The organism is Rhodanobacter sp. FW102-FHT14D06 (genome assembly GCF_043950705.1).
GTDB lineage: Bacteria > Pseudomonadota > Gammaproteobacteria > Xanthomonadales > Rhodanobacteraceae > Rhodanobacter.
Window position 1 is genome coordinate 2,927,162 of the sequence record NZ_CP170722.1, and the last position, 22,589, is coordinate 2,949,750.

Genomic DNA, 22,589 nt, shown 5'->3' on the forward strand with positions numbered 1-22,589 from the left:
TTCGCAGAAGCAAGAGCATCGCCCGCGAGCGGGCTCCTACAGGAAGGAAGATCGGGATGACGACTGTTTATGGATTGCCCACTTGCGACACCTGCCGCAAGGCGCGCAACTGGCTGGTCCGCTTCGAGGTGCCGCATGATTTCGTCGACTACCGCGCCAACCCGCTGCCGGCGTCGACGCTGAAGGACTGGGCGGCGCAGCTCGGCGGCTGGGAGAAGCTGGTCAACAAGTCCTCCACCACGTGGCGCAACCTGCTGCCGCAACGCAAGAACCCCGGCAGCGACCCGGAGTGGACACTGCTGCTGAAGGAATATCCCGCGCTGATCCGCCGTCCGGTGGTGGTGCGGGACGACGGCACGGTGAGCGTGGGCTTCACCGACAACGGCTTCAAGAAGCTGTTCGGGCGCTGACGTGTCGATGCGGCTTTCGAAGATCGGGTTGGTGGCGACGATCGCACTGTGGCTGGCGCTGGTCGCGTTCGGCAACCTCACCGACTACGGCAGCAACCTGGTCTTCGTGCGGCATGTGCTGGCGATGGATTCGATCTTCCCCGGCGCCGCCATCCACTACCGCGCGATCCATGCACCGCTGCTGCAGCATGCCGCCTACGTTCTGATCATCGCCGCCGAAGCACTGGCCGCCGTGCTGTGCGGCGCCGGCGCCTGGCGCATGTGGCGCGCGCGCCGTGCGCCCGCGACGGCGTTCCGGTGCGCCGGTCAGCTCGCCGTGGCCGGCCTGGGCGTCGGCGTGCTGTTGTGGCTGGGCGGCTTCATGGCGATCGGCGGCGAATGGTTCGGCATGTGGATGTCCACGCAGTGGAACGGGCTGGGCAGCGCGTTCCGCTTCGTCGTCGTGTTGCTGCTGGCGCTGGTCTGGCTCGGCCAGCATGACGACGAGCTCGGTGATTGACGATGACCCACGGCCGCACCCGCCGCTTCCGCAACAACCTGCGCATCGAGCGCGACAACGCCGCGCTGTACGCGCGGCTGGCCGAGCTGGCCGACGACCCGCAACTTCAGCACGCCTACCGGCGCATCGCCGCGGGCGAGCGCGGCAATGCGCAATTCTGGGAGGCGCGCCTGCGCGAACTGGGCGAGGCCGTGCCGCGGCAGCGGATCGGCCTGCGCGTGCGCGCGCTCAGCTGGTTTGCGCGACGCTTTGGCACCGAGTTCGTGATGCCGACCGTGGTGCGGTTGGCGCACGCGGATCATGAGGCCACGCCGGTCGACCGCAGCGGCCACCGCGACCACTTTCCGTTGCCGCGTCCGGCCGGTCCGCACGGGTTGCGCCATCGCGCGCAGAGCGGCAACACCTTGCGCGCCGCCGTGCTCGGCGCCAACGACGGGCTGGTGTCCAACGTCAGCCTGGTGATGGGCATGGCCGGCGCCGCCACCGGCGATCGCGCCGTGCTGCTGGCCGGCCTGGCCGGCCTGGTCGCAGGCGCGTGCTCGATGGCCCTGGGCGAGTGGCTGTCGGTCAACAGCTCGCGCGAGTTCTACCAGGCGCAGATCACCGAGCGCGCCGAACGCCTGGCGGTGGCCCCGGAAGATGGCCGCGAACACATCGCCGGCATCTATCGCGACAAGGGGCTGGAACCGGCGGCGGCCGAGCACCTCGCCGAACACGTGACCGAAACGCCGCGCGCGGCGCTGGACATGCTGGTGCGCGAGGATCTCGGCGTCGACCCGGCCGAGCTGGGCGGCTCGGCCTACGGCGCGGCGATCTCCTCGTTCTGCCTGTTCGCCTGCGGCGCGCTGTTTCCGGTGGCGCCGTATTTCTTTCTGGGCGGACAAGCGGCATTGCTGGCCAGCGTGGCTTCCACTGCTGGCGGATTGGCGCTGATCGGCATCGGCACCTCGCTGTTCACCGGGCGCAGCATGCTGTTCTCGATCGCCCGGCAATTCGTCATCACCAGTGTCGCGGCCGCGATCACTTTTGGCGTGGGGCATTTGCTGGGCGTGGTGCTGAGCTAGCTTGGTATGCTGCGGCATCCCCCGGCACTGCGCAGGAACCCCATGTCCGACGTGCTCGAACTTGCCCGCGACCTCATCCGCCGTCGTTCGGTGACGCCGGAAGACGCCGGTTGCCTGCCCTTGATCGGCGAGCGCCTGGAACACGCCGGCTTCCACGTCGAGCACCTGCGCTACGGCGAGGTCGACAACCTGTGGGTCACCCATGGCGCCGCCGGTCCGACACTGGCCTTTCTCGGCCACACCGACGTGGTGCCCAGCGGTCCGGAAGCCGCGTGGCAAAGCCCGCCGTTCGAACCGACCATCCGCGATGGCCGTCTATACGGCCGCGGCGCGGCGGACATGAAAGGCTCGGTGGCGGCGATGGTGGTCGCGCTGGAGCAGTTCGTGGCCGCGCATCCCGATCATCGCGGCCGACTCGGCCTGCTGCTGACCAGCGACGAGGAAGGTCCGACCAATCTCTACGGGGTGCGCCGCGTGGTCGAGCATTTCCGCGGGCGCGGCGAGCGCATCGACTGGTGCGTGGTGGGCGAGCCATCCTCGAAGGAAACACTTGGCGACCTGATTCGCGTCGGACGTCGCGGCTCGCTGTCCGGCGCGCTCGTCGTGCGGGGCGTGCAAGGCCACGTGGCGTATCCCGAGAAGGCGCTCAACCCGATCCACGCCTTCGCTCCCGCCCTGGCCGAACTCGCCGCCGAGCGCTGGGACGAGGGCAATGCGGATTTCCCGCCCACCTCGTTCCAGGTCTCCAACCTCAACGCCGGCACCGGCGCGAACAACGTGATCCCCGGTGAACTCGTGGCGCTGATCAATTTCCGCTACTGCACCGCCAGTCGCGCCGACGACCTGCGCGCGCGCACCGAGGCGATCCTGCATCGCCATGGACTCGACTTCGCACTCGACTGGAATCTCTCCGGCGAACCCTTCCTCACCCCGCCCGGCGGCGTGTTGCGCGAAACCGTGGTGGCAGTCTGCCGCGAGCTGTGCGGCATCGATCCCGAACAGAGCACCGGCGGCGGCACCTCGGACGGCCGCTTCATTGCCCCGATGGGTGCCGAAGTCGTCGAGCTCGGCCCGGTCAACGCCACCATCCACAAGGTGGACGAGTGCGTGGACGTGGCGGAGCTGGAGAAACTGCCGGCGGTGTATCGGGCGTTGTGCGAGCGGTTGCTGGCCCGGACCTGACCTGACGATGACGCTTCAACAGGCGAGTCTCGACCGCCGTGGCGGTGCCTGCATCAGGCAAGTCAACGCATCCGGATCAGCGCCTCAGGGTCGTGGTTCGCCATCCGCATCCCGCCGCACCGTCGGCGGCGTGGCCTCGTGCGGCTGGCCGCCCTTGAGCCCCTGGCGGAAATCGGCGATGGCGCTGCCGACGTCGCGGCCGACGTTGCGCAGCTTGCCGGTGCCGAAGATCAGCACTGCCAGTACGAGCAGCACGATCCAGTGCGAGAAACTCTCCAGTGCGGGCATGTTGCGGGTTCCTGTCATGGGTGGGGGCGTGGATGCGCCGGCGAAAGCGCGGCTTGCGGATGGCTCGACAGGCCGAGCGACGGCGTGGGCGCAGCGAGGCATTGCAGCGTGCCGTGAGCGCCGCTGGCCCGGGCGGGGCAGCGGTAGTCCAGCGTGGCCACCAGTGCGGGCGTGATCTCGGCGAAGTCGAGCACGGCGCCGCCATGCTCGCGTGCGAATGTTTCCGCGACAGCGCGGCTGGCGAACGGCGCCAGGGTCGGTCCCATCGAGCCGGCCAGCGGCTGCCAGGCCACGTAGACTGCGGTGCGCGCGTCGATGAAGCTGGCGGCGGCGTGGGCGGGTTGCTGCCAGTCGATGCGCGCGCTGTCCTGCACGAACAGTTCCTGCAGCGCGGACTGGTTTTCCGGTTGCAGCACGTAGGCGAAAAAGTCGCGGGTGGAATCGAACACCAGCGGCTTGGCGCGGCCGCTGATCCAGGCCTCGGCGCGCGGGCCGGGCGAGCCGTCCAGGTACATGCCGCACACCGCGCAGGCATCGTCCGGGTGGGTGTCGACGGCGTGGCGTGCGGGTGCGGGATTGCCGCCGCAACCGGCCAGCACGGCCAGCGCCAGCACGAAGACAGCGCGGCGCAGGTTGGTCATCGGCAAGCAGGCATGTGCGAACTCCTTCAGATTTCCTTGCGCCGGAACGCGAGCATCGCCCAGGCGAACGGCGCCACCGCCCAGCCCAGCAGCAGCGCGTAGAGCAGGGCTGGCGGATAGACGTGGTGGGCGGTCATGCCGGTCAGCAGGTCGTTGCCGGCGCCGTCGCCCAGCGCGGTGAGGTTGACCAGGCGGAACACGTCGACCGGGTTGAACAGCAGCAGGTACGGATACACCGCGCGCTCGACCGGGTTGCCGCCGCTGACCACCAGCAGCGCCAGCAGCGCCAGGTCGAACAGCACCACGCTCACCAGCCAGCCGACCAGTGCCAGTCCGGCGGCGCGCGACTTGTCGGTGGTCTGCACGCTGATCAGGCAGGCCAGCCCGACGAAGCAGGCGCCCAGCAGCGAGGCGCTGAGGATGAAGCGGCCGATGTGCAGCCACGCCTGCAGCGTCTGCGCGGGCGGCTGCATCAGCTGCATGATCGCCACCGCCAGGCCGAAACCCGCCAGCGTGGCGGCGGCCAGCGCGCCGCAGTGGCCGAGGAACTTGCCGGCGACCAGCTGGCCGCGCGCCAGCGGGTAGCTGAGCATCAGCAGCAAGGTGCCGTCGTCGCGCTCGCCGACGATGGTGTCGTAGGCGATCAGCAGGCCGATCAGCGGGATCACGAAGGCGCCCAGCGTGGTCAGGCTGGCCAGCGTGGCGTCGAACGACGTGAAGCCGACCCGGCCGGCGGCGGCACTGCCGAACCAGGCGATGCCCAGCGCCAGCAGCGCGAACAATATCGTGAGCGCCACCGTCCAGCGGTTGCGGAAGTCGTCGCGGAACTCCTTCCAGGCGACGATGAAAATGCTGTTCATGCGCGGGCCTCCGCGGCGGGCTGCGGGCCGGCGCCGAGCCAGTCGTACAACTGCGCCAGCGTCGGCTCGCGTACGTCGAGGTCGGCGATGGCAGGGTTGGCGAGGAGTTCGCGCAGCGTACGCAGCTTGGCTTCGCGCGGCACCTGCAGCTCCAGTCGGCCATCGGGCCGCGACTGCGCGGCCAGGCCGCGCGCAGCCAGCTGGGTCATCAGTTCGGCGCCGGCGTTCTCGTGCGGACGCAGCAGCATGTGGGCGGGCAGTGCCGCCTGTTCGCCGAGTGCGGCCAGGCTGCCGGCGGCGAGCAACTTGCCCTGGCGCAGGATCAGCGCGCCGTCGATGTGCGGTTCCAGTTCGGCCAGCAGGTGCGAGGAGACCAGCACGCAGCGGCCGTCCGCGCGCAGCTCGCCGACGATCCGGTAAAGCTCGCGGGTGGCCTGCGGGTCGAGACCGGTGGTCGGTTCATCCAGCAGCACCAGTTCCGGCGAGCCGAGCAAGGCCTGCGCGAGGCCGAGGCGCTGGCGCATGCCCTTGGAGTAGGTGCCGATGCGCCGGTCGGCGGCGTGCGCCAGGCCGACGCGTTCCAGCAGCGCCTGCGCCTGGGCGCGCGGCGCCTGCTTCAGCCGGGCCAGGTAGTCGAGCAGCTCGCGGCCGGTGAGGTTGCCGTAGAAGGTGGCGCTCTCGGGCAGGTAGCCGATGCGCCGGCGCAAGGCGTGCGCGCGCCACGGTGACTGGCCGAGCACGGCGAGGCGGCCGCCGCTGGGCGCGATCAGGCCGAGGATCAGCTTGATCAGGGTCGACTTGCCGGCGCCGTTGTGGCCGAGCAGGCCGATCACCTGGCCGCGCGGCACGCAGGCGCTGACGCCGTCGAGCGCAGCGAGCGTGCCGTAGTGCTTGGCCAGCGCCTCGAATTCAATCGCGTGGTTCATGGTCGGGCCGGAAGGAGGCGGGGGCTTGCATGAGCGGGTGGCTGTCCTGCACCGATGGCGGCGTGAACACCGGGAACGCGCGTTGCACGTAGCGCAGCAGCAGCACCGCGGGGCTGGACATCAGGTTGCGTGCGGAGGGGTATTTCCACAGCAGTACGTCGACGCCGTCGTTGGGGCGGAACGGCACGTCGCCGATGCCGTCGGCGTCCAGGTCCCAGCCGAGGTAGTCGCTCCAGAAATTGCCGCGGCGGTTCGCCGACCATTCCTGGGCGAGGTTCTGCACGTACTTCACCTGGATGCGGTTGCCCACGAAGCGGTTGCCCCACAGGCGGTTGTTCTCCGAGCCGGCAGTCATGTGGATGCCGATCTGCGAGTCGGCGGCGAGGTTGTCGTGGAGGGTGTTGAACTGCGACAGATAGACGAACAGCCCCTTGCCCTCGGTGCCGTCGATCAGCCCGCCCTGCATGTCGCGCTGGCCATTGATGCGGCGTACCTGGTTGCCGGCGATTTCACTGTGCGAGATGTAGTTGAGCAGGAAGCCGTAGGAATCATCGTCCTCGGCGGTATTGCCGATCACCTGGAGGTGATCGGACGACATCAGTGCATAGCCGGCGAGGTTGCCGCGGCTGACGTTGTCCTGCAGCAGGTTGTGCTGCGAATACATGTAGTGGATGCCGTAGCGCACGCCATGCACCACGTTGCGCGCGATCGTGTTGTGTGGGCTGACGTAGACGTAGATGCCGTCGCGCGCATCGGCCACGTCGTTGCCCTCGATGGTGCAGCCGGTGTCGTTCCACATGTGGATGCCGTCGCCGCGGTCGGCCACGCGCAGCGAGCGCATGCCGCGGATCACGTTGCGCGCAACCCGCACGTTGGCCGCGCCGTCGAGGTAGACGCCGAACAGGCTCTCCTCGATGCGGTTGCCCTCGAGCGTGACGTCGCGTGCCTGGCGCTCGACGAAGATGCCGGCGTTCATCGCGGTGAGATCGGTGCCGCTATGACGGATGGTCAACCCGCGTACGGAGACCTGCGCGGCGCCGATGCGCACCACGTCGCCTTCGCCGCCGCCGTCGAGGATCGCGCCGGATTCGCCGACCAGGGTGATGGGTTTGTCCAGCCGCAGGTGCACCACGTGCACGCCGGCCGGCACGCGGACGGTGGCGCCCGGCGTTGCCGCGGCCACGATCTGCTCCAGTGAGTCTTGCGCATGCACCGATGCCGCCAGCAGTAGCGCCAGCGCCAGGGCGGCAAGGAAACGAAGCATATGCATGGGACCGGAAAGGCCAGGCCGTGCCGCCGCGCGCTGCGCGACGGCACGGCGCGGCTCACGCCTCCACCAGCATCCGCCCGCTCATCTCCATGTGCATCGCATGGCAGAAGAACGTGCAGTAGTACCAGAACACCCCCGCCTTGTCGGCGGTGAAGGTGGCCGAGGCGGTGGCGCCCGGGCTGATCTCCATGTTGATGCCGTAGTTGACGATGCAGAAGCCGTGGCTGACGTCCTCCACCGCGTCGATGTTGGTCACCACCACGGTCACCTCGTCGCCCTTCTTCACCTTGAAGCTGCCCATGCTGAAGATCGGCGCGGCCGAGGTCATGTACACGAACACCTTGCGGCCCTCGCGGATGACCTTGCTGTCGGACAGCACGTTGACGCCGTGGCGCTTGGCCATGGCCACCGTCTCGGCGAAGAACGGATCGTCGCGGTCCCAGCTCTTCCTGACCTTGTCGATCAGCAACCGCCGGTGCAGCAGGATCACGTCGTGCGGTTCGGCGTAGACCGGGCCGTCGGCGACCAGCTTCATGGTCTCGCCGGAGATGTCGATCAGCTGGTCGTTGTCCGGATGCAGCGGGCCGGTGGGCAGGAAGCGGTCCTTGGAGAACTTGTTCAGCGACACCAGCCACTTGCCGTCGGCGTCGCGGGTCTCGCCCATCGAGGTGTGGCAGTGGCCGGGCTGGTAGGCCACGTCGATCTTCTGGCGCAGGTAGTTGACCTTCTTGCCGTCGTGGGCGGCGATCGCGTCGGCGATGTTCCACTTGGCGATCTGGCTGTCGATGAACAGCGTGGTGTAGGCGTTGCCGCGGCCGTCGTAGGCGGTGTGCAACGGACCCAGGCCCAGTTCGGGCTCGGCCACCACCGTATCGCGCGGGTCCTTGAGCTTGCCGGCGAAGCAGTCGTCGATGCGGCTCCACTCCATCACGGTGACGGTGGGCGAGAGCTTGCCGTTGGCCACCACGTACTTGCCGTCGGGGCTGGCGTTGATGCCGTGCGGGTTCTTCGGGATCGGGATGTAGAGGGTCAGCGGCGAGCCGTGGCGACCGTCCAGCACCGGCACCTTGGAGCTGCCGATGGTCTTGAACTCGCCCTTCTTCACCGCTGCCTCGATGCGCGCGATGTTGAACACCACCGCCCAGTCGCGCTCGGCCTGCATCGTGCCGGGCAGGTCCATGCCGCCCTCGCTGTTGTAGCAGGTGGAGATGGCGTACTTGCCGGCGTAGTCGGCCTCGGTGTTGTCCAAGTTGCCGTCCACCAGCACCTGCCAGACGACTTCCATGGTGTCGCCGTCGAGCGCGCTGAACATGGTCTGGTACTTTTTCGGATCGTCCAGGTCGCGCCCGTCGTTCGGCGCCGGGACCAGGAACTCGCCGTTGGCGAACACGTAGCCGGTGCGCGGCGCGCGCTGCACGCGCAGGCCGTGGATCGCCTGCACGTTGGGCACGTCGGTGATGCGGTCGGTGCGCATCACGTCGCAGCGGATGCGCGCGACGCGGGTGTGCGCCTTGTCGTTGATGAAGATGTAGCGGCCGTCGTAGTGGCCGTCGGTCTGGCTCATGTGCGGGTGGTGGCAGTCGCCGCCGGGCGGGAAGTTCGGCCCGAGCACGCGCTTGCTCTCGTTGGTGACGCCCCAGCCGATGGTGAAGTCGGGGTTGAACACCGGGATGCGCATCAGCTCGCGCATCGAGGGCACGCCGACCAGGCGCACCTCGCCGGACTGGCCGCCGCTCCAGAAGCCGTAGTACTCGTCGAGCTGGCCGGGCGGCACATGGTCGGAGGCGGCTTCGTGCTCGCCGTGCTCGCGCTGGCGTTCGCCATCGTGTCCGGCGGCGGCACCTTCCGCGCCACCGTGGTCCCCCTTGCGACCGCAGCCCGCCAGTGCCAGTCCCGCCGCACCGGCCAGGCCGGCCAGCGCGCTCGTCCTGATGAAGTTGCGACGCGCGGGGTCGGCGCCTTCCTCGATTGCTTCGGGTTTGATTTTCGATTCGTCGTGCATGGCTTCCATCCGCAGAGGCAGGTGAGGTGGGGATCAGTCGACGACGGGCGCCGACTCTCGGGTTTCCGGCGCGTTCGCCGGGGTAATCAGCGCGATCGGTGTGGGCAACGGCCGCGCGGCGCGTTCGCGCTTCTTGCGCTGCTGCACCATCGGCGGGCACTTGTGATCGTTGACGCGGGTGACCTGGCAATCCAGGCAGTAGTGGCATTCGTTGAAGTCGATGCGGCCATCCGCATGGATCGCCTTGACCTCGCACTCGTTGGCGCAGACCTGGCAGGGGCTGCCGCACTCGGGGCGTCGGCGCAGCCATTCGAACAATCGCCAGCGTCCGGACACGGCCAGTCCGGCACCCAGCGGGCAGACATAGCGGCAATAGAACTTGTGGTTGAACGCGGATACGCCGACCAGCAGCACCGCGTAGAGCACGTAGCTCCACGAGCGCGCGAAGTGCAGCGTGAACGTGGTCTTGAACGGCTCGATCTCGGCGTAGTGCTCGGCCGTGTTGAGCGACTGAAGCGACATGCCGAACAGCACCAGCAGGATGACGTACTTGAGCGCCCACAACCGCTCGTGCACCGCCCGCGGAAACTCGAACTGCGGCACGTGCAGCCGCTTGGCCGCCTTGTTCACCAGCACCTGCAGCGCACCGAACGGGCACAGCCATCCGCAGTACACGCCGCGCCCGAGCAGCAGCAGGGTGGCGGCGACGAATACCCACAGGATGAAGATCAGCGGGTCCATCAGGAAGGTTTCCCAATGGAAGCCGTGCAGCACCGACTGGATGAAGGTGAAGATGTTCACCACCGACAGCTGCGCCAGCCCGTGCCAGCCGATGAACACCAGCGTGTAGATCAGGAAACCGGTGCGCACGCGTTCGAGCAGCACGGGCCGCGTCACCAGCCAGTCCTGGAACAGCAGGACCAGCGTCAGCACGGTCAGCCCCGCCAGCAGCACGGCGATGTCGATGCGCCGGCCGTACCAGATCTTCTGCCACAGTGCGGCGTCGGCCGGCAGTGCATCGGACTGCGAGTCGGTGCTGCTCTCCGGTCGGGTGGTGTAGACCGCCGGCATGCGGTAGTCGCGGGTGAAGGTGTGGTAGATGCTCTGCAGCGGGCCGACCTGGCGGTTCACCATCAGTTGCAACGTCCACGGCCGGGTCGCGTCGAAACCGCTGCCGCTGTTGCGCACGATGAAGATCGCCTGCTCGGCGAACGCCGGCTTGCCACGCAGCGGGGTGTCGTTCAACTGCACCAGGTCGGTGTCCTTGAACAGCACCAGCTTGCCGTCCTGCAGCACGTGCACGCGGTCGAAGATGCCGCCGCGCACATAACCCACGCCCTTGAACGAATAGATGCCGTTGGCCATCACCGCGATCGCCGAGTCGCCGGGCTTGAGCTGCTTCATCAGGTCGGCGTGGGCGGTCGGGCCGAGCAGGTTGCGGCCCACCGTGGGCGGGGTGACGTCGGCGAAGTACAGGTCGATGAAGACATCGCCCTCGTGGCCGGGCGCCGGCGCGGTGGGATCGTCGACCAGGCCGCTCTCCGGCTGGCCCTTGAAGGCGTCGGTGATCGCCTGGCGCTTGAGCTGCAGGTGGGCGATCGCGCCGTTGCCGGTCAGCGTGTCCCAGTCGGCCCGCTGGTAGTAGTCGGTGCGCACCGCCGCGGTCCTGGCGTCGGTGTCGGTCGCGCCGGCGATCAGCTTGCGCGAGGCGGCCACCTTCAGCGCCGAGTTCATGATCGTCTCGTTGACCACCATCGAGGTCACCGTGGCGCTGCTGATCGCGTCGATGCGCACGCTGCCGCTGGCGCCGCCGCCGACCACGATCTGGTCGTCGACGCGGTGGCCGATGTAGCGCGCCACGAAGTCGTACAGTTTCTGCACCGGGATGCCGACCAGCAGGATCGGCTCGTGCTGCTCCAGCACGCGGGCGTCGCGGATGCTGCCGTCGATGCCGATCGACACCAGCAGGTTGATCGGCGCGCCCGAGTAGGCCGGCACCGGCGCCACCATCACCGTCTCGAACGCGTAGCCGATGATCTTGTCGCCCTGGTACACCGCGGCGGCCGGCGGCGTGCCTTCGATGTCGCCGTAGCGGGTGGCCTGCGGAAATACCTCGTGCAACTGCGGGTGCTTCCCATCGATGCCGGCCAGCGCGGCGGGTGCCGGCAACAACAGGCACAGCGCCAGCAGCAGGCGGGTGACGAGCGGGCGTGACAAGCGCATCACACGCGCTCCGCCGTGCCGGCAATCAGCGGCAGGTCGCGCGAGCGCCAACGCTGCCCGCCCGTGCGCGAGAACGCCAGCCACTGCTGATCCTGCGCGTCCATCAGTGCGGACAGGCGCGGCAGCTCCAGCGAGAACGCCGCCGTGCTCATGCCGTCGGCCAGCACCGAACGCTGCGCCATCACGGTCACGCTCGAATAGCTTTGCGGCGACCAGCCGGTGCGCGGGTTGACGATGTGGAACAGGCGCCGGTCGGCGGAGAAGAACACGCGGTAATTGCCGGACGTCGACACCGCCGCGTTGCGCAATTGCAGCACCACTGCCACGCGGCTGACGTCGCGTGGATCGACGATGCCGACGTTCCAGTGCCGCGCCGGGTCGTTGCCGCAGATCGCGTGGATGTCGCCACCGGCGTCGATCAAGCCGTACTCGATGCCGGCGCCGCGCAGCGCGGCGATGCCCTGGTCGACCACGTGGCCCTTGGCGATGCCGTCCAGAGTGATCGCCATGCCCGGGCGCAGCAGCCGCGCGCCGCGCGCATCGAGTGCGAGGTCGCGGTAGCCGACCAGCGCGTCGCGGCTTTCGGCCACGCGTTGCTCGTGCGCGTCGGTGGCCGCCGTGCCGCGCAGCGTTTCGAAGTAGCGCAGCACCGGCAGCACGGTCGGGTCGAACGCGCCGTCGGTCAGTCGCGACAGCGACAGCGCCTGGCGCAGCACCGCATCCAGTTGCGCCGGCACCTGCGCCAGCCGGCCATCGCGGTTGAGCCGCGCCAGCGGGCTGGCGGGATCGAAGCGGGTCAGCTGCGCGGCGGTCGCGGCCATGCGTGCGAACGCCGCCTCGATCGCCACGCCGGCGGCTTGCACGTCATCGGCCAGGCAGGTCACCGCCACCGAGGTCTGCATCAGCGTGCGCTCCCGGCGCACCTGCCACAGGTTCTGCTTGCGCTTGAGCACCGCCCAGCCGCCGCCGGCCAGCAGGCCGCCGGCGATGGCGAGCTGGCCGGCCTGCTTCAGCCAGCGCCGGCGTTCGGGCGAACGCAGGTCGTCGGAAGCGGAGGGACGGTGCATGGGATGTCTCCCGGGATGAGTGATTGAACGCGTGCGGGCGGGCGAGGTCAGGCCGTGGCCGCCACGCGTGGCGGCGGCTCGGCGACGACCTCATCGCGCTCGGCATCGCGCACGCCCAGGCGCCGCTGCAAGGCCGGGCTGGTGGTCGTGTACTGCAGGTTCACCTTGTCGCCGGGGTGCAGGTGCGCGTGCACGGCGAACGCGCACAGCGCGCTTTCATGGAAGCCCGACAGGATCAGCTTCTTCTTGCCCGGGTAGGTGTTGATGTCGCCCACCGCGAAGATGCCGGGCACGGAGGTCCGGAAGGTCGCCGGGTCCACCACCAGTTGCTGGCGTTCCAGTGCCAGCCCCCATTCGGCGATCGGCCCCAGCGCCGGATGCAGGCCCCAGAACACCAGCAGGTGCGAGGCCGCGATGCGCTGGACCATGCCGCTTCGCGTGCGTACGCGCACCTGCGCCAGTGCGTCGTTCGCCGTTTCCAGGCCGACGATGTCGCCTTCGCAGAACTGCATGCGCCCCTCGTCGCACAAGGCCTGCATGCGTGCCACGCTGGCCGGCGCCGCGCGGAAGCTGGACGAGCGATGCACCAGCACCACGCTGCGCGCGCGCTCGACCAGGGCCAGCGCCCAGTCCAGTGCCGCGTCGCCGCCGCCGGCGATCACGATGTCCTGGTCGTCGAACAGCGCCGGCTGGGTCACCTTGTAGTGCAGCGTGCGGCCCACCAGCGGCGCGGCTTCCGGCAGGTTCAGCGTGCGCGGTGCGAACGCGCCCAGGCCACCGGCGATGATCACCGCGCCTGCGTCGAACGCCAGCCCGCCGCTGGTCTGCAGGCGGAAGCGACTGTCCTGCATGCGTTCCAGCGAGGTGACGGTGTGGCCCAGGTGGAACTGCGGCGCGAACGGCCGGATCTGCTGCTGCAGCCGCGCGATCAGCTCGTGCCCGCTGCACACCGGCACCGCCGGGATGTCGTAGATCGGCTTGTCCGGATACAGCTCGATGCATTGCCCGCCGGCATGCGGCACGGCATCGACCACGTGCGCATCCAGCCCGAGCAGGCCCAGCTCGAAAACCTGGAACAGGCCGACCGGGCCTGCGCCGATGATGACGGTGTCGCAGCTGATCATGGATCGCGCCCGCTTGTGGACAGGGCGGATCATGCGCGTGCGCCACGCGCTCACGTTTGACTGTGGTCAACTTGGCCCGGGTGGCGCATGCGGTCGAATGTCGCGCCGGCATTGACGCACGCCGCGCGACGGGGTGCCTCCGCGATCAGTCGAGTTCCGGCGGCGCACAGCGCTGCCGCATGCCGCCGGTTACCTCAACCCAGGCGCGCCCACGCCCGCACCGGGAACGTGCCCATGCCTGCCATGCGCATCGGCACGGCGGAGAAGCGCAGCTTCTCGGCGGGCAGCATGGCGAGTGAGGCGAGGTTCTCGACGATCGGGATGCCGGCGGCCAGCAGGATCGAGTGGGCGGGGCGTTGCGGATCGCCGGTGTCGTCGATGTTGAGCGCGTCGATGCCGACCAGCACCGCGCCGTGGTCGCGCAGGTACTCGGCGCCGTCGCGGCTGAGGAAAGGTTGCGCCTGCAGGTAGGCATTGGTGCCCCAGCGGGCGGCCCAGCCGGTATCGAGCAGTACGGCGCGCCCGCGCACGTCCAGTGCCGCGAGCGCGGCGCGGTCGATGCTTCGACCGCGCATGCCCTGCAGGTGGATGACCACGGCATCCACGTCGGCGATGTCGCCGAGCGGCAGCTGGGCGACGTCGGCGGCGCCGGGGTAGCGGTGGGAGGGTGCGTCGATCGCGGTGCCGGAGTTGGCCACCATGTCGATGCGCGCAATCTGGAACGTCACGCCCTCGGCGTAGCGGCCGATGCTGGCCTGGTGGCTGAGATGGTCCGACACGCGGGGCGCGGGCAGACCGGGGTAGACCTCCTCGCCGCTGTGCACGACGTGGGCGAGGTCGATCAGGTCCGGCCGGACGGCGTTGCCCGGCGCGGCTTGCGGCTGGCGCTTGTGACGTTCGCGGATGATCGACTTGTTGAGGATGCGCACGGCGCCGACCATCAGCAACCGCATGTCGCGCACGATGTAGTCGGCCAGCGCCGCGTCGTCGATGTCGTCGCCGTCGATGTCGAGCCGGAATCCCTGGCCCTGGATGCCGCCGCCGTTGGAGAAGTCGACTTCGAAGTCGAAACAGGCGCGGCATTCTTCGGTGGATCGACTCATGTGGTTTGCTCCGGTCTCGCCTACATTCTCCCGTGTTCCAGCGGTCGCTGGCGATGCATCAGGGCCCATTCGGCGTGTTCGGCCAGGGCGGCCTCGCCCAGCGCGTGGAGGATGGCGCGTTGCTCGGTGGCGTTGGTGGTCAGGGCCAGCGCCTTGCGCGCCTCGTCGAAGATGCGTTGCATGAAGCGGTATTGCTTGATGAGTTCCTTGTCGGCCTTCTTGAACGCATAAGCCTCGCGCACGGCGGCGAGGATCGACAGCACGCCCATGATGACCACCAGCGTGTTCTTGGTATCGGCGGCCAGGCGGTGTGCGAGCGCCGCCAGCACGATGCTGATGCCGATGCCGGCAAGCAGGCTGGCGAAGCCCAGCATTTCGGTAAAGCGATGCTGGCGCGTGCGCTGCGCAGCCTTGCTGCGGAAGTAGTCCACCTGGCCGCCATGTGCGCCGTCTCCGACCCATTCGCTGATGACCTCGCGCAACTCGCTCTCCAGGTTGCCGCTGCCCGGCACGCGGCAGAGTGCGGCGCTGCGCATCACGTTGCGCGTCCAGCCAAGCTCGATGTCCTGTTTCTGCATGAAGCTGTCCTGTGCAAACTCGGGGTCGCCGGTGAGCGAGATCCCGGCACGGCGCCAGTAGCCTTGCACGCGCAGGCCTTCCGCCAGTGCCCGGTAATCCAGGTATTTGCGATGCCAGCCGCGTCGCCGCGCGAGCGTGGCCACCCATACGCCGCCGGCGAACAGCAGCAGGAATACGTAGATGAAGTCGTCCTGGTCAGGCAGGTTGTCGTAGATCGTGAAGGCGATGGCCATGACTGCTGCCAGCGTGTAGAGGGTTCGCATCGCCAGCAGCACACGCTGGCGGAAATGCACCGCCAGCCAGTCCGCCGCACGGAACAGGGCCGCCTCCGGCCGCGCCAGCGTCGCGGTGTCGCTTGGCGACCCATCGGCACCGGCGCTGCAGTGGATCTCGCTGCGGTATTTCAGGCAATCTGCGTCGAACTCGGCCATGCGCGCGAAAGTCTGGTGGAACATCGCAGGCATCGGCACGTCGGGCAATGAAACTTCGGTCTGCGTGCGCCATAGCAGCTGCCCTGGCTGCAGTGGCGGGAGCGGCGCGCCGTCGTCGGTATCGCGCGAGCAGACGATCTGGCAGACCAGCCGCTCGTCGCCGCTGCCCAGCAGGTGATGACGGCCGCCGCGGCGGCGCTCGGTCAGGCCCGGCATCACGCCGTTGAGAAAAAACTCCGCCACCTGGGCAGTACCGCCGAGCCGGGTCGACGTCTTGCCGTCCCAGATCGCCAGCAACAGATGGCAGTGCCGTGCGATGAACACGCCGGCCCGTCCGTACTGCCGGTCGCGCTGGGGGCCAGGGCTGCCGATGCCGTGGGGGGTGCTGTCCGGCAGCAGCGGCAGCTCGATCACCCGGGCACGCGCGGCGAGCGCATCGAAACGGTCGCGGGTGGCCGCGTGGTGGAAGTCCTCGACATAGAGTTCGCGCGGCAACGGCAGCGGCGCGATCAATCGCGCGCCGAGCGCCAACGCCTCTTCCGCCACCAACTGGTCGCCGCCCTCGGCCAGCGCGGACAGCACCACCAGCGGCAGCGCGGGAAAATCGCGCTGCAGTTGCGCCAGGAATTCCCGCACGCGGCGCCGCACCAGGTCGACTTCGCGGGCGGGAATGTTGCGGTGGCTGGTGACGCCGATCACCAGCGGTACGCTGGCAGGTGCGAGGAGGCGAGGTCGATGTTCCATGGTGGGCAAGGGGTCGCGTCAGGTAATTTCGATTTTCGGATGGCGCCAACGCCTTGAGCGGATGAAGGCGGCAAGCCTTGCTCAGGCCTGCCGCCTGCGCCGCCTTGCTAGTTGTTTTTGATCCTCGGGTCTGTGGTGGTGTCGGGAGATACGCAACTCTGACTGCCAATCGCACAGGCGAACCAGTTGCTGATGGCATCCATGACCGAGTCCGAGGAACCCGCGGCCGGCGTACCGGCACTGGCAAGTGCCGAAGTCGCCGCCAAGGCGATGCCAAAAGCTACAGACAATGCGATGCGCTTTTTCTTGGTTTCATCCTCACGTTATGCGGAAATGCCTCATTGAACATCGATTATTTCGGTACAAGAGCCGGCGTGTTTCGTTATCCGCTCATGGCTGGTCTCCTTCAGTTCGCTAATCGGTCGGCATCGGGCGCGCAGATATTGCGGTGGCTGGTCACGCCGATCACCGCGATACGCTCGCAGGTGCGAGGGGGCAAGATCGATGTTCCATGCGAGGCACTGGGTTAGTGTCAGAGGTTCTTGATCTGTGGGTTGGTCGTTGTGTTCGGCGAGAGCGTGCCCAACTGTTCCACGTTCTGGTCGGAGTCGCGGTTGCTATCCTGGGTCTGGTCGTCTGGCTGCGGTTCGGCCGGGATGTTCTGATTGTCTTTGCTGGTCTTTGGCATGATGGTCTCCAGGCTTGACTGGTATGCGATGTTGCCGTTCGGATCGAGGTACCCTTGGCATTGCTTCCTCGCTGTCCCTGCGCCAAAGCGCCTGCATGGTGGCGCTACAGGTTCTTGATCACCGGATTCGTCGTGGTGGCCGTAGGCAGCGTGCTGATGGTCGAGTATGGGGCGCCATTGATCGTCGCGCAGAGCTGGTAGATCCACTCGCCGCTCGAGCTGGTGCTGTCGTTGGCATCGGTGATGGTGATCTTGTCGCCGTTGTTCGCGAGTTGCGCCTGACCGAACACGCCGGATGGAGGCGATTGGATCCAGGCGAACCCGGGATGGGTCGGATCGCTGATCGCATTGAATGATCCCGGGCTCACGCCGGGGCCGCTCAGGTGCCAGGTGATCGTCACCGACTGGCCGTGGGCGATCTGGTTTCCGTTACCCGACTGGTCGACGTCGAGGCTGCCGTTTTTCAGTGTCACCTCAAGTGTTACGTTGGGCATGTCGTACTCCTGCAGGGATCGATGGGCGGCGTGGAAGGCGGGCCGCAGCGCCTTGATTCAGGGCTTCGGGTGCGGCGTGCGCACCGCTGCCGTGACGGGCGCCGGAGTGCTGGCGTCGACCTGCATGATCTGCGCAATGCGCGTCGCGAAGGCGGGGTTTTCCGGGTAATCCACGCGGGCACGCCGCAGGATCGCCAGCAGCGCCGGGTCGCGGTAACCGGCATTCCAGAGGCGCTCGATCAGCAGCCTTGCTTCGGCATTTTTCTGCAGGCCAAGCAACGCCTCGACCTGCAGCGCGAGCAGGCGCGGATCGTCCTTGCCGTCCTTCACCGATTGGCTCGCCTCCCATGCCTCCTCGCGCAGCCGTCGTGTCGCTGCTGCGTCGCTGGCGGTGTCGGCGAGCAGCAGCTTCGCGGACAGCGTATCCAGCACCAGGCCGCGGTCATCCGGTTCCTTGGCGAGTAACGGTTGCAGGATGTTCATGGCGACCTGCACCTGCGCCTGCGCCGCCGCGGACTGTCCGCCGGCAAATGATTGCGCGGCCTGCTCGCTGCGTGCCGCGGCGTCAATCTGCTGCCATGTAACGTTTGCTGGATCCTGTCGAGTGAGCCTGGACAGGATGGCCAGCGCTTGTGCGGCCAGCGTCCGTGCCGCCGGCAGGTCCCCGTGCAGGCGTTTCAGGCGGCTCAATTGCACGAGATAGAGCGCCGATTTTGCCTGAAAGCCGGTTTGCGTCGGCGCGATCGCGATCAGCTGGGCGGCGATGTCGACCGCCTGCTGGAGGTCGCGGATGCCCGCGTCGACGTCGCCGGTCAGGGCCAGCGTGCGGCCTAGGATCGCGCGCACCCGCAGCATGTTTTCGCGCTGGTCATTGTTCTTGGGGTCGGCGGCGGCAAGCCGGGTTTCGATCGCGTCGTCGGCGTGGTACTCGGCGATCGCCTCTGCCAGATCGCCACGCTGCAAGGCCAGCTTGCCGAGATTGTTGTGTGCAATCCCCAATGCAGCCGACCAATCAGTGTTGACGGGATTGGCCGCGACCAACCCGCGACCCAGTGCCAACGCGTTCCGGTAGGCGCTGGCGGCGGCGGCCGGCTGCCCGCGTGCTTCCAGCACGTGACCGATATTGCTGTTGACGTTCAGCAGTTCGAACTTCAGCGACAGGTCATTGCCGGCACGCGCCTGTGCCTGCTGCAGCACGTTCTGCGCGGATTCGAAATCCCGCCAGGCGGCGTCCAGCTTGCCCTGATACCAGTCGGTCATGCCGACGAAGGACCACGACCGGGCATGGGCGACCTGCCGCGCCGCGTCGCCGGGTGCTTCCTCGGCGAGGCGCCCGGACAGCTGCAGGGCTGCCCGATACGACTCCATCGCGCCGGACAGGTTGCCTTGATCCAGGCGCACGCTGCCGATCTTCTCCAGTGCCTTGGCGCGCTGCTCCAGGGTCTCGTCGGTGACATCCGTGGCCGGCAGCGACTGGAAGTAGGCCATCGCTTTGTCGTCGACGCTCTGCATGATGTCCAGCCGGGCTGCTTGCGCCAGCTTGTCGTTCAGATCGCCGAGCATGAACCCGACCAGCGCCTCGGCCTGCTTCTGCCGGCGCTGGGCGGCCTGGCTGGCCTCCACCGCGGCGTGGCGCGAAACGATGGCGAGGACCGCCAGCGTGGTGGTCACGGTCATCACGGTCACTGCCAGTGCCGCCACCATCGTCATCCGCCGCGCGCGCCGCCGCAGCTCGCGCTGCTTGAGCATGTCGAAGCCCACGGCAAGCATCCCGGCGATCAGTTTCAGCTTGGCGTTCGCCTTGCCGTCCTTGTCCGGGCGGGCGTCGGCGGCGATGGGCTCGGCGCGTTGCGTGGCGAGCAGGCCGGTGGCGTCGAGCTCGAAGCGCAGCGCGGGGGCGAAACATTCCTCCGCCTCGCGGCCGGGCAGGTCGCTGGCGTTCGGTTCGCCGTCCACGATCAGGCACAGGATGCGCTCGTCACGACCGAGGCGCTTGTACGCCAGCACTTCCTCGCTCACCCAGTGCGACGCCGCCGAATGCGGCGAGCAGATCACGATCAGGTTGGCCGATTGCTCCAGCGCCTCGATGATCTTGCGGCCGAGGTCGTGTGCGGTGGCCAGTTCGTCGCGGTCGCGGAAGATCGGCGTGAGGCGTTTCGGGATGGGGCCGGCCGTGGTGATCTGCCCGACCAGGCGTTTCGGCACCGCATAGGTTTCCAGCGCCTTGTGGAGCCAGTCGGCCCAGGTCTTGTCCTGGTGGCTGTAGCTGATGAAGGCGTAATACCGGAACCCTGGTGATCCCGTGCCCTGCGTCATGACATCCGGCACTCCCGTGCCTGGTCATGCAGTCCCTTGCGGGTTGTCCCCGCGTCGAGACGGCCGGCAGCAGCTCAATCACTACCGTGTCGGTGGTCTGTGCGTCGGCGCAACATAGCACCAATCATGAGAACTGCGTCACACTTTTCGGCACGCCGCGCCGGGTGGCGGGGTGGCGGGAGCCATGCCGCCCCGCGGGGGCGACGCGCCGGACCTGCGAGGCCCGGGCGCCCGGGCATGCGAGGTCGTGGTCAGCCGGCTTCCGGTTGCAGCGTCAGCGTGTGCGTGGCCTGGCCCGGCAGCAGCGGAGTGGGACGCCCCTGAACCCAATCCTGGTGCCCTGCGCCGAAGAACGGCGAGAGCGGGTTGTCGCTCTGGCCGCCGGGCATTTCCAGGATGCCGCGGTCTTCGTGGCCGGGGGAGACGTCGAGCCGTTCGGAGGCGCCGAAGCCCGGTACCGCCACGCGCGGCATGTTGTGGTCGCCGGGCAGCGGCTGGTCGGGCATGTCGATGAAGCGCGCCAGCCATGCGGGCAGGGCGGCGGCCAGCGGATGCCTGATGTCGCTGCGATTGATCTCGCCCCAGTGGCGCGCGGCGAGGCCGCCGGGTTGCCGGTCGAGCTGCCGCGCCACCTGGAGCGCGGAGTCGGTGAGCAGGGCAGGCCAGTCGGGATACTTCGGATCGAGCAGCCAGTCGGGTCGCGCGTGGATCAGCATCCATACCGCCGCTTCCGGGCTGTGCTCGCCGGGCCAGCGGAAATCCGCATGGCGTTGTTTCACCCGCGCGACGAACGGCGCCAGCACCGCCTGGCTGACCTGCGTGCGGAAAGCGCGCACCAGCCGGTAGTCGACGCTGTCGACGGCGGCGCGGCCGCGCCAGTGGCGGGTGAGCCGGCTCATTTGCTGCAGCAGCGGGTCGTGGCTGTCGGCCAGTGTGCGTTGCAGCAGCGCCTGCCAGCGGGTGAGGAACAGCGCGTGGTCGTCGAGCTGGATGTCGAGCAGGTCGCCGGGGGTGAAGCTGGCGCGCGCGTGCAGGTCGTCGCGGATCTGCTGCGCGCGCGCGCCGAGATCGTGCCCGCCGTTGCCGAGCAGGCTCAGCGCGGCGCCGTCGACGGTGCGGTTGTTGGCGGTCCACAGTCTGCCGTCGGCGGGATTCTCGATGCGCGGGTACTGCGCGGGCGCGGCCCAGCCCTGCCAGCCGATGCCGGACGCGGACCAGTCCGACGGCAGCAGCGGGTCGATGCCCACGCGCAGCGGGATGCTGTTGCCGGCGATGGTCCAGCCGATGCTGCCGCTGCTGTCGGCCACCAGCAGGTTCTGCGGCGGCATGCCAAGGGTGGGTGCGAGCTGCAGCGCGTCGGCCACGTTCGCCACTTGCTCCATCCGCAGCAGGCCGAGGTTGTAGCTGCGTGGCTGTTGCGCGATCCAGGCCAGCGCCAGCGGCGTGCCGTCGGTGTCGGTGGCCATGATCGGGCCCCAGCGGGTGTCCTCCACTTTCAGGATGGTGTCGGGCTGGCCCTTGACCTGGATGTGCTCGTCGTGGGTTTCCAGCGTGGCCCAGCCGTCAGGCACCTTGTAGCGCGTGGAATCGGCCGGATCACGCCGCACGCGCACCCAGTCGGCCCAGTCGCCGTAGCTGTTGGTGAAGCCCCAGGCGACCTGGCCGTTGGAGCCGGCGATGATCGCCGGCGTGCCGGGCAGGCTGACGCCGTTGACGTCGCGCCGGCCGTGCGGTGCGCCGGCGTCGGGATAGCGCAAGCGGGCGCGGAACCAGATGTTGGGTACGCGCAAGGCCAGGTGCATGTCGTTGGCCAGCATCGCCGCGCCGTTGCCGGTGAGCCACCCGGCCACGGCGAAGTTGTTGCTGCCGGGGCGTGGCGCATCCAGCGCGGGTGCCACCGCGGCGGCCAGGCCCGCGGTGGCCGCATTGGCCGGCAACTGGCGCAGGTCCAGCACGTCCGCGCCGGGCACCACTGGCGAACGCGACAAGCGCCCGCGCAGCGGCGCCTCCCAGTCGGGGTCGGGCGCGAGCAGGAAATCCACCAGCGATGCCGGCAGCACGTCGCGCATCTGGGCAAGGCGCAACTCGCGCTCGTTGCGCCCGCCGCTGTTGAGGTCCAGGTACATCGCCGCGATGACCAGGGCGCTGTCCTGCGGCTGCCACGGCTGCGGCTGGCTGCCCAGCAGCAGGTATTCCCACGGCCGCACGCGCAGGTCGGCCAGCCCCGCGTTGACGCCGGCGGCGTAGCGGCGCAGCACGTCCTTCTGCGCCGGCGGCATCGTGGCCCATGCCGCGTCGACCACCGCGCGCAGGCGATGGCGGCGATGGTCGAGATCCACCGGCAGCGCCGCCGGCCCCACCAGCGCGGCCAGCTCGCCCGCACTCGCGCGGCGCATCAGGTCCATCTGGAAAAAGCGCTCCTGTGCGTGCACGTAACCCATCGCCCAGGTGACATCGGCGCGGTTGCCGCCTTCGATGGTGACCGTGCCCAGCGCGTCGCGGCTGATCGTCACCGGCGCCTGCAGCGCCGCCACCGCGCGCGTGCCGTCGAGCCGCGCGCGACCGCCGGCGAGCAGCCACCACGCCGCGGCGAAGGCAACCAGCAGCAAGGCCAGCAGGCTCGCCAGGACGGCGCGTGCGATGCGCCAGGAGCGTGAGGTCACGGGCATGTCGTCATG

The 22,589-nt window shown here is 68.7% G+C and carries 20 protein-coding genes; 5 read left to right on the forward strand and 15 right to left on the reverse strand.

The features are described from left to right. The first annotated feature begins 56 nt into the window (after positions 1 to 56). Genes ACFCQI_RS13120 through dapE form a run of 4 tightly spaced genes read left to right on the forward strand, consistent with a single transcriptional unit; the run spans position 57 to position 3,155 of the window. On the forward strand, positions 57 to 410 hold the full coding sequence (locus tag ACFCQI_RS13120) for a Spx/MgsR family RNA polymerase-binding regulatory protein (RefSeq protein ID WP_395117336.1): 354 nt from the start codon (positions 57 to 59) through the stop codon (positions 408 to 410). A 7-nt stretch (positions 411 to 417) separates the two neighbouring features. After that, positions 418 to 909, forward strand: a complete 492-nt coding sequence (locus ACFCQI_RS13125; RefSeq protein WP_395121360.1) for a DUF2165 family protein — start codon at positions 418 to 420, stop codon at positions 907 to 909. A 2-nt stretch (positions 910 to 911) separates the two neighbouring features. Beyond that, positions 912 to 1,973, forward strand: a complete 1,062-nt coding sequence (locus ACFCQI_RS13130; protein ID WP_395117339.1) for a VIT1/CCC1 transporter family protein — start codon at positions 912 to 914, stop codon at positions 1,971 to 1,973. A gap of 42 nt (positions 1,974 to 2,015) precedes the next feature. After that, positions 2,016 to 3,155, forward strand: a complete 1,140-nt coding sequence (gene dapE / locus ACFCQI_RS13135; RefSeq protein ID WP_395117341.1) for a succinyl-diaminopimelate desuccinylase — start codon at positions 2,016 to 2,018, stop codon at positions 3,153 to 3,155. Between the two features lie 84 nt (positions 3,156 to 3,239). Here the strand turns inward: dapE and ACFCQI_RS13140 are convergent, their stop codons facing one another. From ACFCQI_RS13140 to ACFCQI_RS13190, 11 genes are all read right to left on the reverse strand, one after another. Then, positions 3,240 to 3,443, reverse strand: coding sequence for a Sec-independent protein translocase subunit TatA (locus tag ACFCQI_RS13140; RefSeq protein ID WP_395117343.1), 204 nt, complete (start codon positions 3,441 to 3,443; stop codon positions 3,240 to 3,242). A gap of 14 nt (positions 3,444 to 3,457) precedes the next feature. Then, entirely contained in the window at positions 3,458 to 4,084 is a 627-nt protein-coding gene (locus ACFCQI_RS13145) for a nitrous oxide reductase accessory protein NosL (protein ID WP_395117345.1), read from the reverse strand. Between the two features lie 26 nt (positions 4,085 to 4,110). After that, positions 4,111 to 4,944 (reverse strand): ABC transporter permease, encoded by an 834-nt coding sequence (locus tag ACFCQI_RS13150; protein ID WP_395117347.1) that lies wholly within the window; start codon positions 4,942 to 4,944, stop codon positions 4,111 to 4,113. Continuing rightward, positions 4,941 to 5,870 carry an ABC transporter ATP-binding protein gene (locus ACFCQI_RS13155; RefSeq protein WP_395117349.1) on the reverse strand — a complete coding sequence of 310 codons (930 nt, stop codon included), beginning with the start codon at positions 5,868 to 5,870 and terminating at the stop codon, positions 4,941 to 4,943. Before ACFCQI_RS13155 ends, ACFCQI_RS13150 begins: the two co-directional genes overlap by 4 nt. Then, positions 5,854 to 7,134, reverse strand: a complete 1,281-nt coding sequence (locus ACFCQI_RS13160) for a nitrous oxide reductase family maturation protein NosD (RefSeq protein ID WP_395117351.1) — start codon at positions 7,132 to 7,134, stop codon at positions 5,854 to 5,856. The genes ACFCQI_RS13155 and ACFCQI_RS13160 overlap by 17 nt, the downstream gene beginning before the upstream one ends. A 61-nt stretch (positions 7,135 to 7,195) precedes the next feature. After that, positions 7,196 to 9,142 (reverse strand): TAT-dependent nitrous-oxide reductase, encoded by a 1,947-nt coding sequence (gene nosZ, locus ACFCQI_RS13165; RefSeq protein WP_395117353.1) that lies wholly within the window; start codon positions 9,140 to 9,142, stop codon positions 7,196 to 7,198. Positions 9,143 to 9,175: 33 nt separating this feature from the next. Continuing rightward, a complete protein-coding gene (locus ACFCQI_RS13170; protein WP_395117355.1) occupies positions 9,176 to 11,365 on the reverse strand; it encodes a 4Fe-4S binding protein in 2,190 nt (729 codons plus the stop codon). Next, positions 11,365 to 12,432 carry an FAD:protein FMN transferase gene (locus ACFCQI_RS13175; protein ID WP_395117357.1) on the reverse strand — a complete coding sequence of 356 codons (1,068 nt, stop codon included), beginning with the start codon at positions 12,430 to 12,432 and terminating at the stop codon, positions 11,365 to 11,367. The genes ACFCQI_RS13170 and ACFCQI_RS13175 overlap by 1 nt, the downstream gene beginning before the upstream one ends. 47 nt (positions 12,433 to 12,479) lie before the next feature. Next, a complete protein-coding gene (locus tag ACFCQI_RS13180) occupies positions 12,480 to 13,556 on the reverse strand; it encodes an NAD(P)/FAD-dependent oxidoreductase (protein WP_395117359.1) in 1,077 nt (358 codons plus the stop codon). Positions 13,557 to 13,750: 194 nt separating this feature from the next. Then, a complete protein-coding gene (locus tag ACFCQI_RS13185) occupies positions 13,751 to 14,659 on the reverse strand; it encodes a cyclase family protein (protein ID WP_395117361.1) in 909 nt (302 codons plus the stop codon). 20 nt (positions 14,660 to 14,679) lie between these two features. Further along, positions 14,680 to 16,413, reverse strand: coding sequence for a hypothetical protein (locus ACFCQI_RS13190; RefSeq protein ID WP_395117363.1), 1,734 nt, complete (start codon positions 16,411 to 16,413; stop codon positions 14,680 to 14,682). 201 nt (positions 16,414 to 16,614) lie between these two features. Here ACFCQI_RS13190 and ACFCQI_RS13195 point away from each other — a divergent pair, with 201 nt between their 5' ends. Further along, complete coding sequence (locus ACFCQI_RS13195) at positions 16,615 to 16,758, forward strand: hypothetical protein (protein ID WP_395117365.1); 144 nt, start codon at positions 16,615 to 16,617, stop codon at positions 16,756 to 16,758. A 187-nt stretch (positions 16,759 to 16,945) separates the two neighbouring features. Here ACFCQI_RS13195 and ACFCQI_RS13200 read toward each other — a convergent pair whose 3' ends face one another. From ACFCQI_RS13200 to ACFCQI_RS13215, 4 genes are all read right to left on the reverse strand, one after another. Further along, complete coding sequence (locus ACFCQI_RS13200; RefSeq protein ID WP_168709697.1) at positions 16,946 to 17,101, reverse strand: hypothetical protein; 156 nt, start codon at positions 17,099 to 17,101, stop codon at positions 16,946 to 16,948. 104 nt (positions 17,102 to 17,205) lie between these two features. Beyond that, entirely contained in the window at positions 17,206 to 17,595 is a 390-nt protein-coding gene (locus tag ACFCQI_RS13205; RefSeq protein WP_136259908.1) for a hypothetical protein, read from the reverse strand. A 57-nt stretch (positions 17,596 to 17,652) separates the two neighbouring features. After that, positions 17,653 to 19,911, reverse strand: coding sequence for a TIR domain-containing protein (locus ACFCQI_RS13210; RefSeq protein ID WP_395117367.1), 2,259 nt, complete (start codon positions 19,909 to 19,911; stop codon positions 17,653 to 17,655). A gap of 251 nt (positions 19,912 to 20,162) precedes the next feature. After that, entirely contained in the window at positions 20,163 to 22,580 is a 2,418-nt protein-coding gene (locus ACFCQI_RS13215; RefSeq protein WP_395117369.1) for a penicillin acylase family protein, read from the reverse strand. Positions 22,581 to 22,589 lie beyond the last annotated feature (9 nt).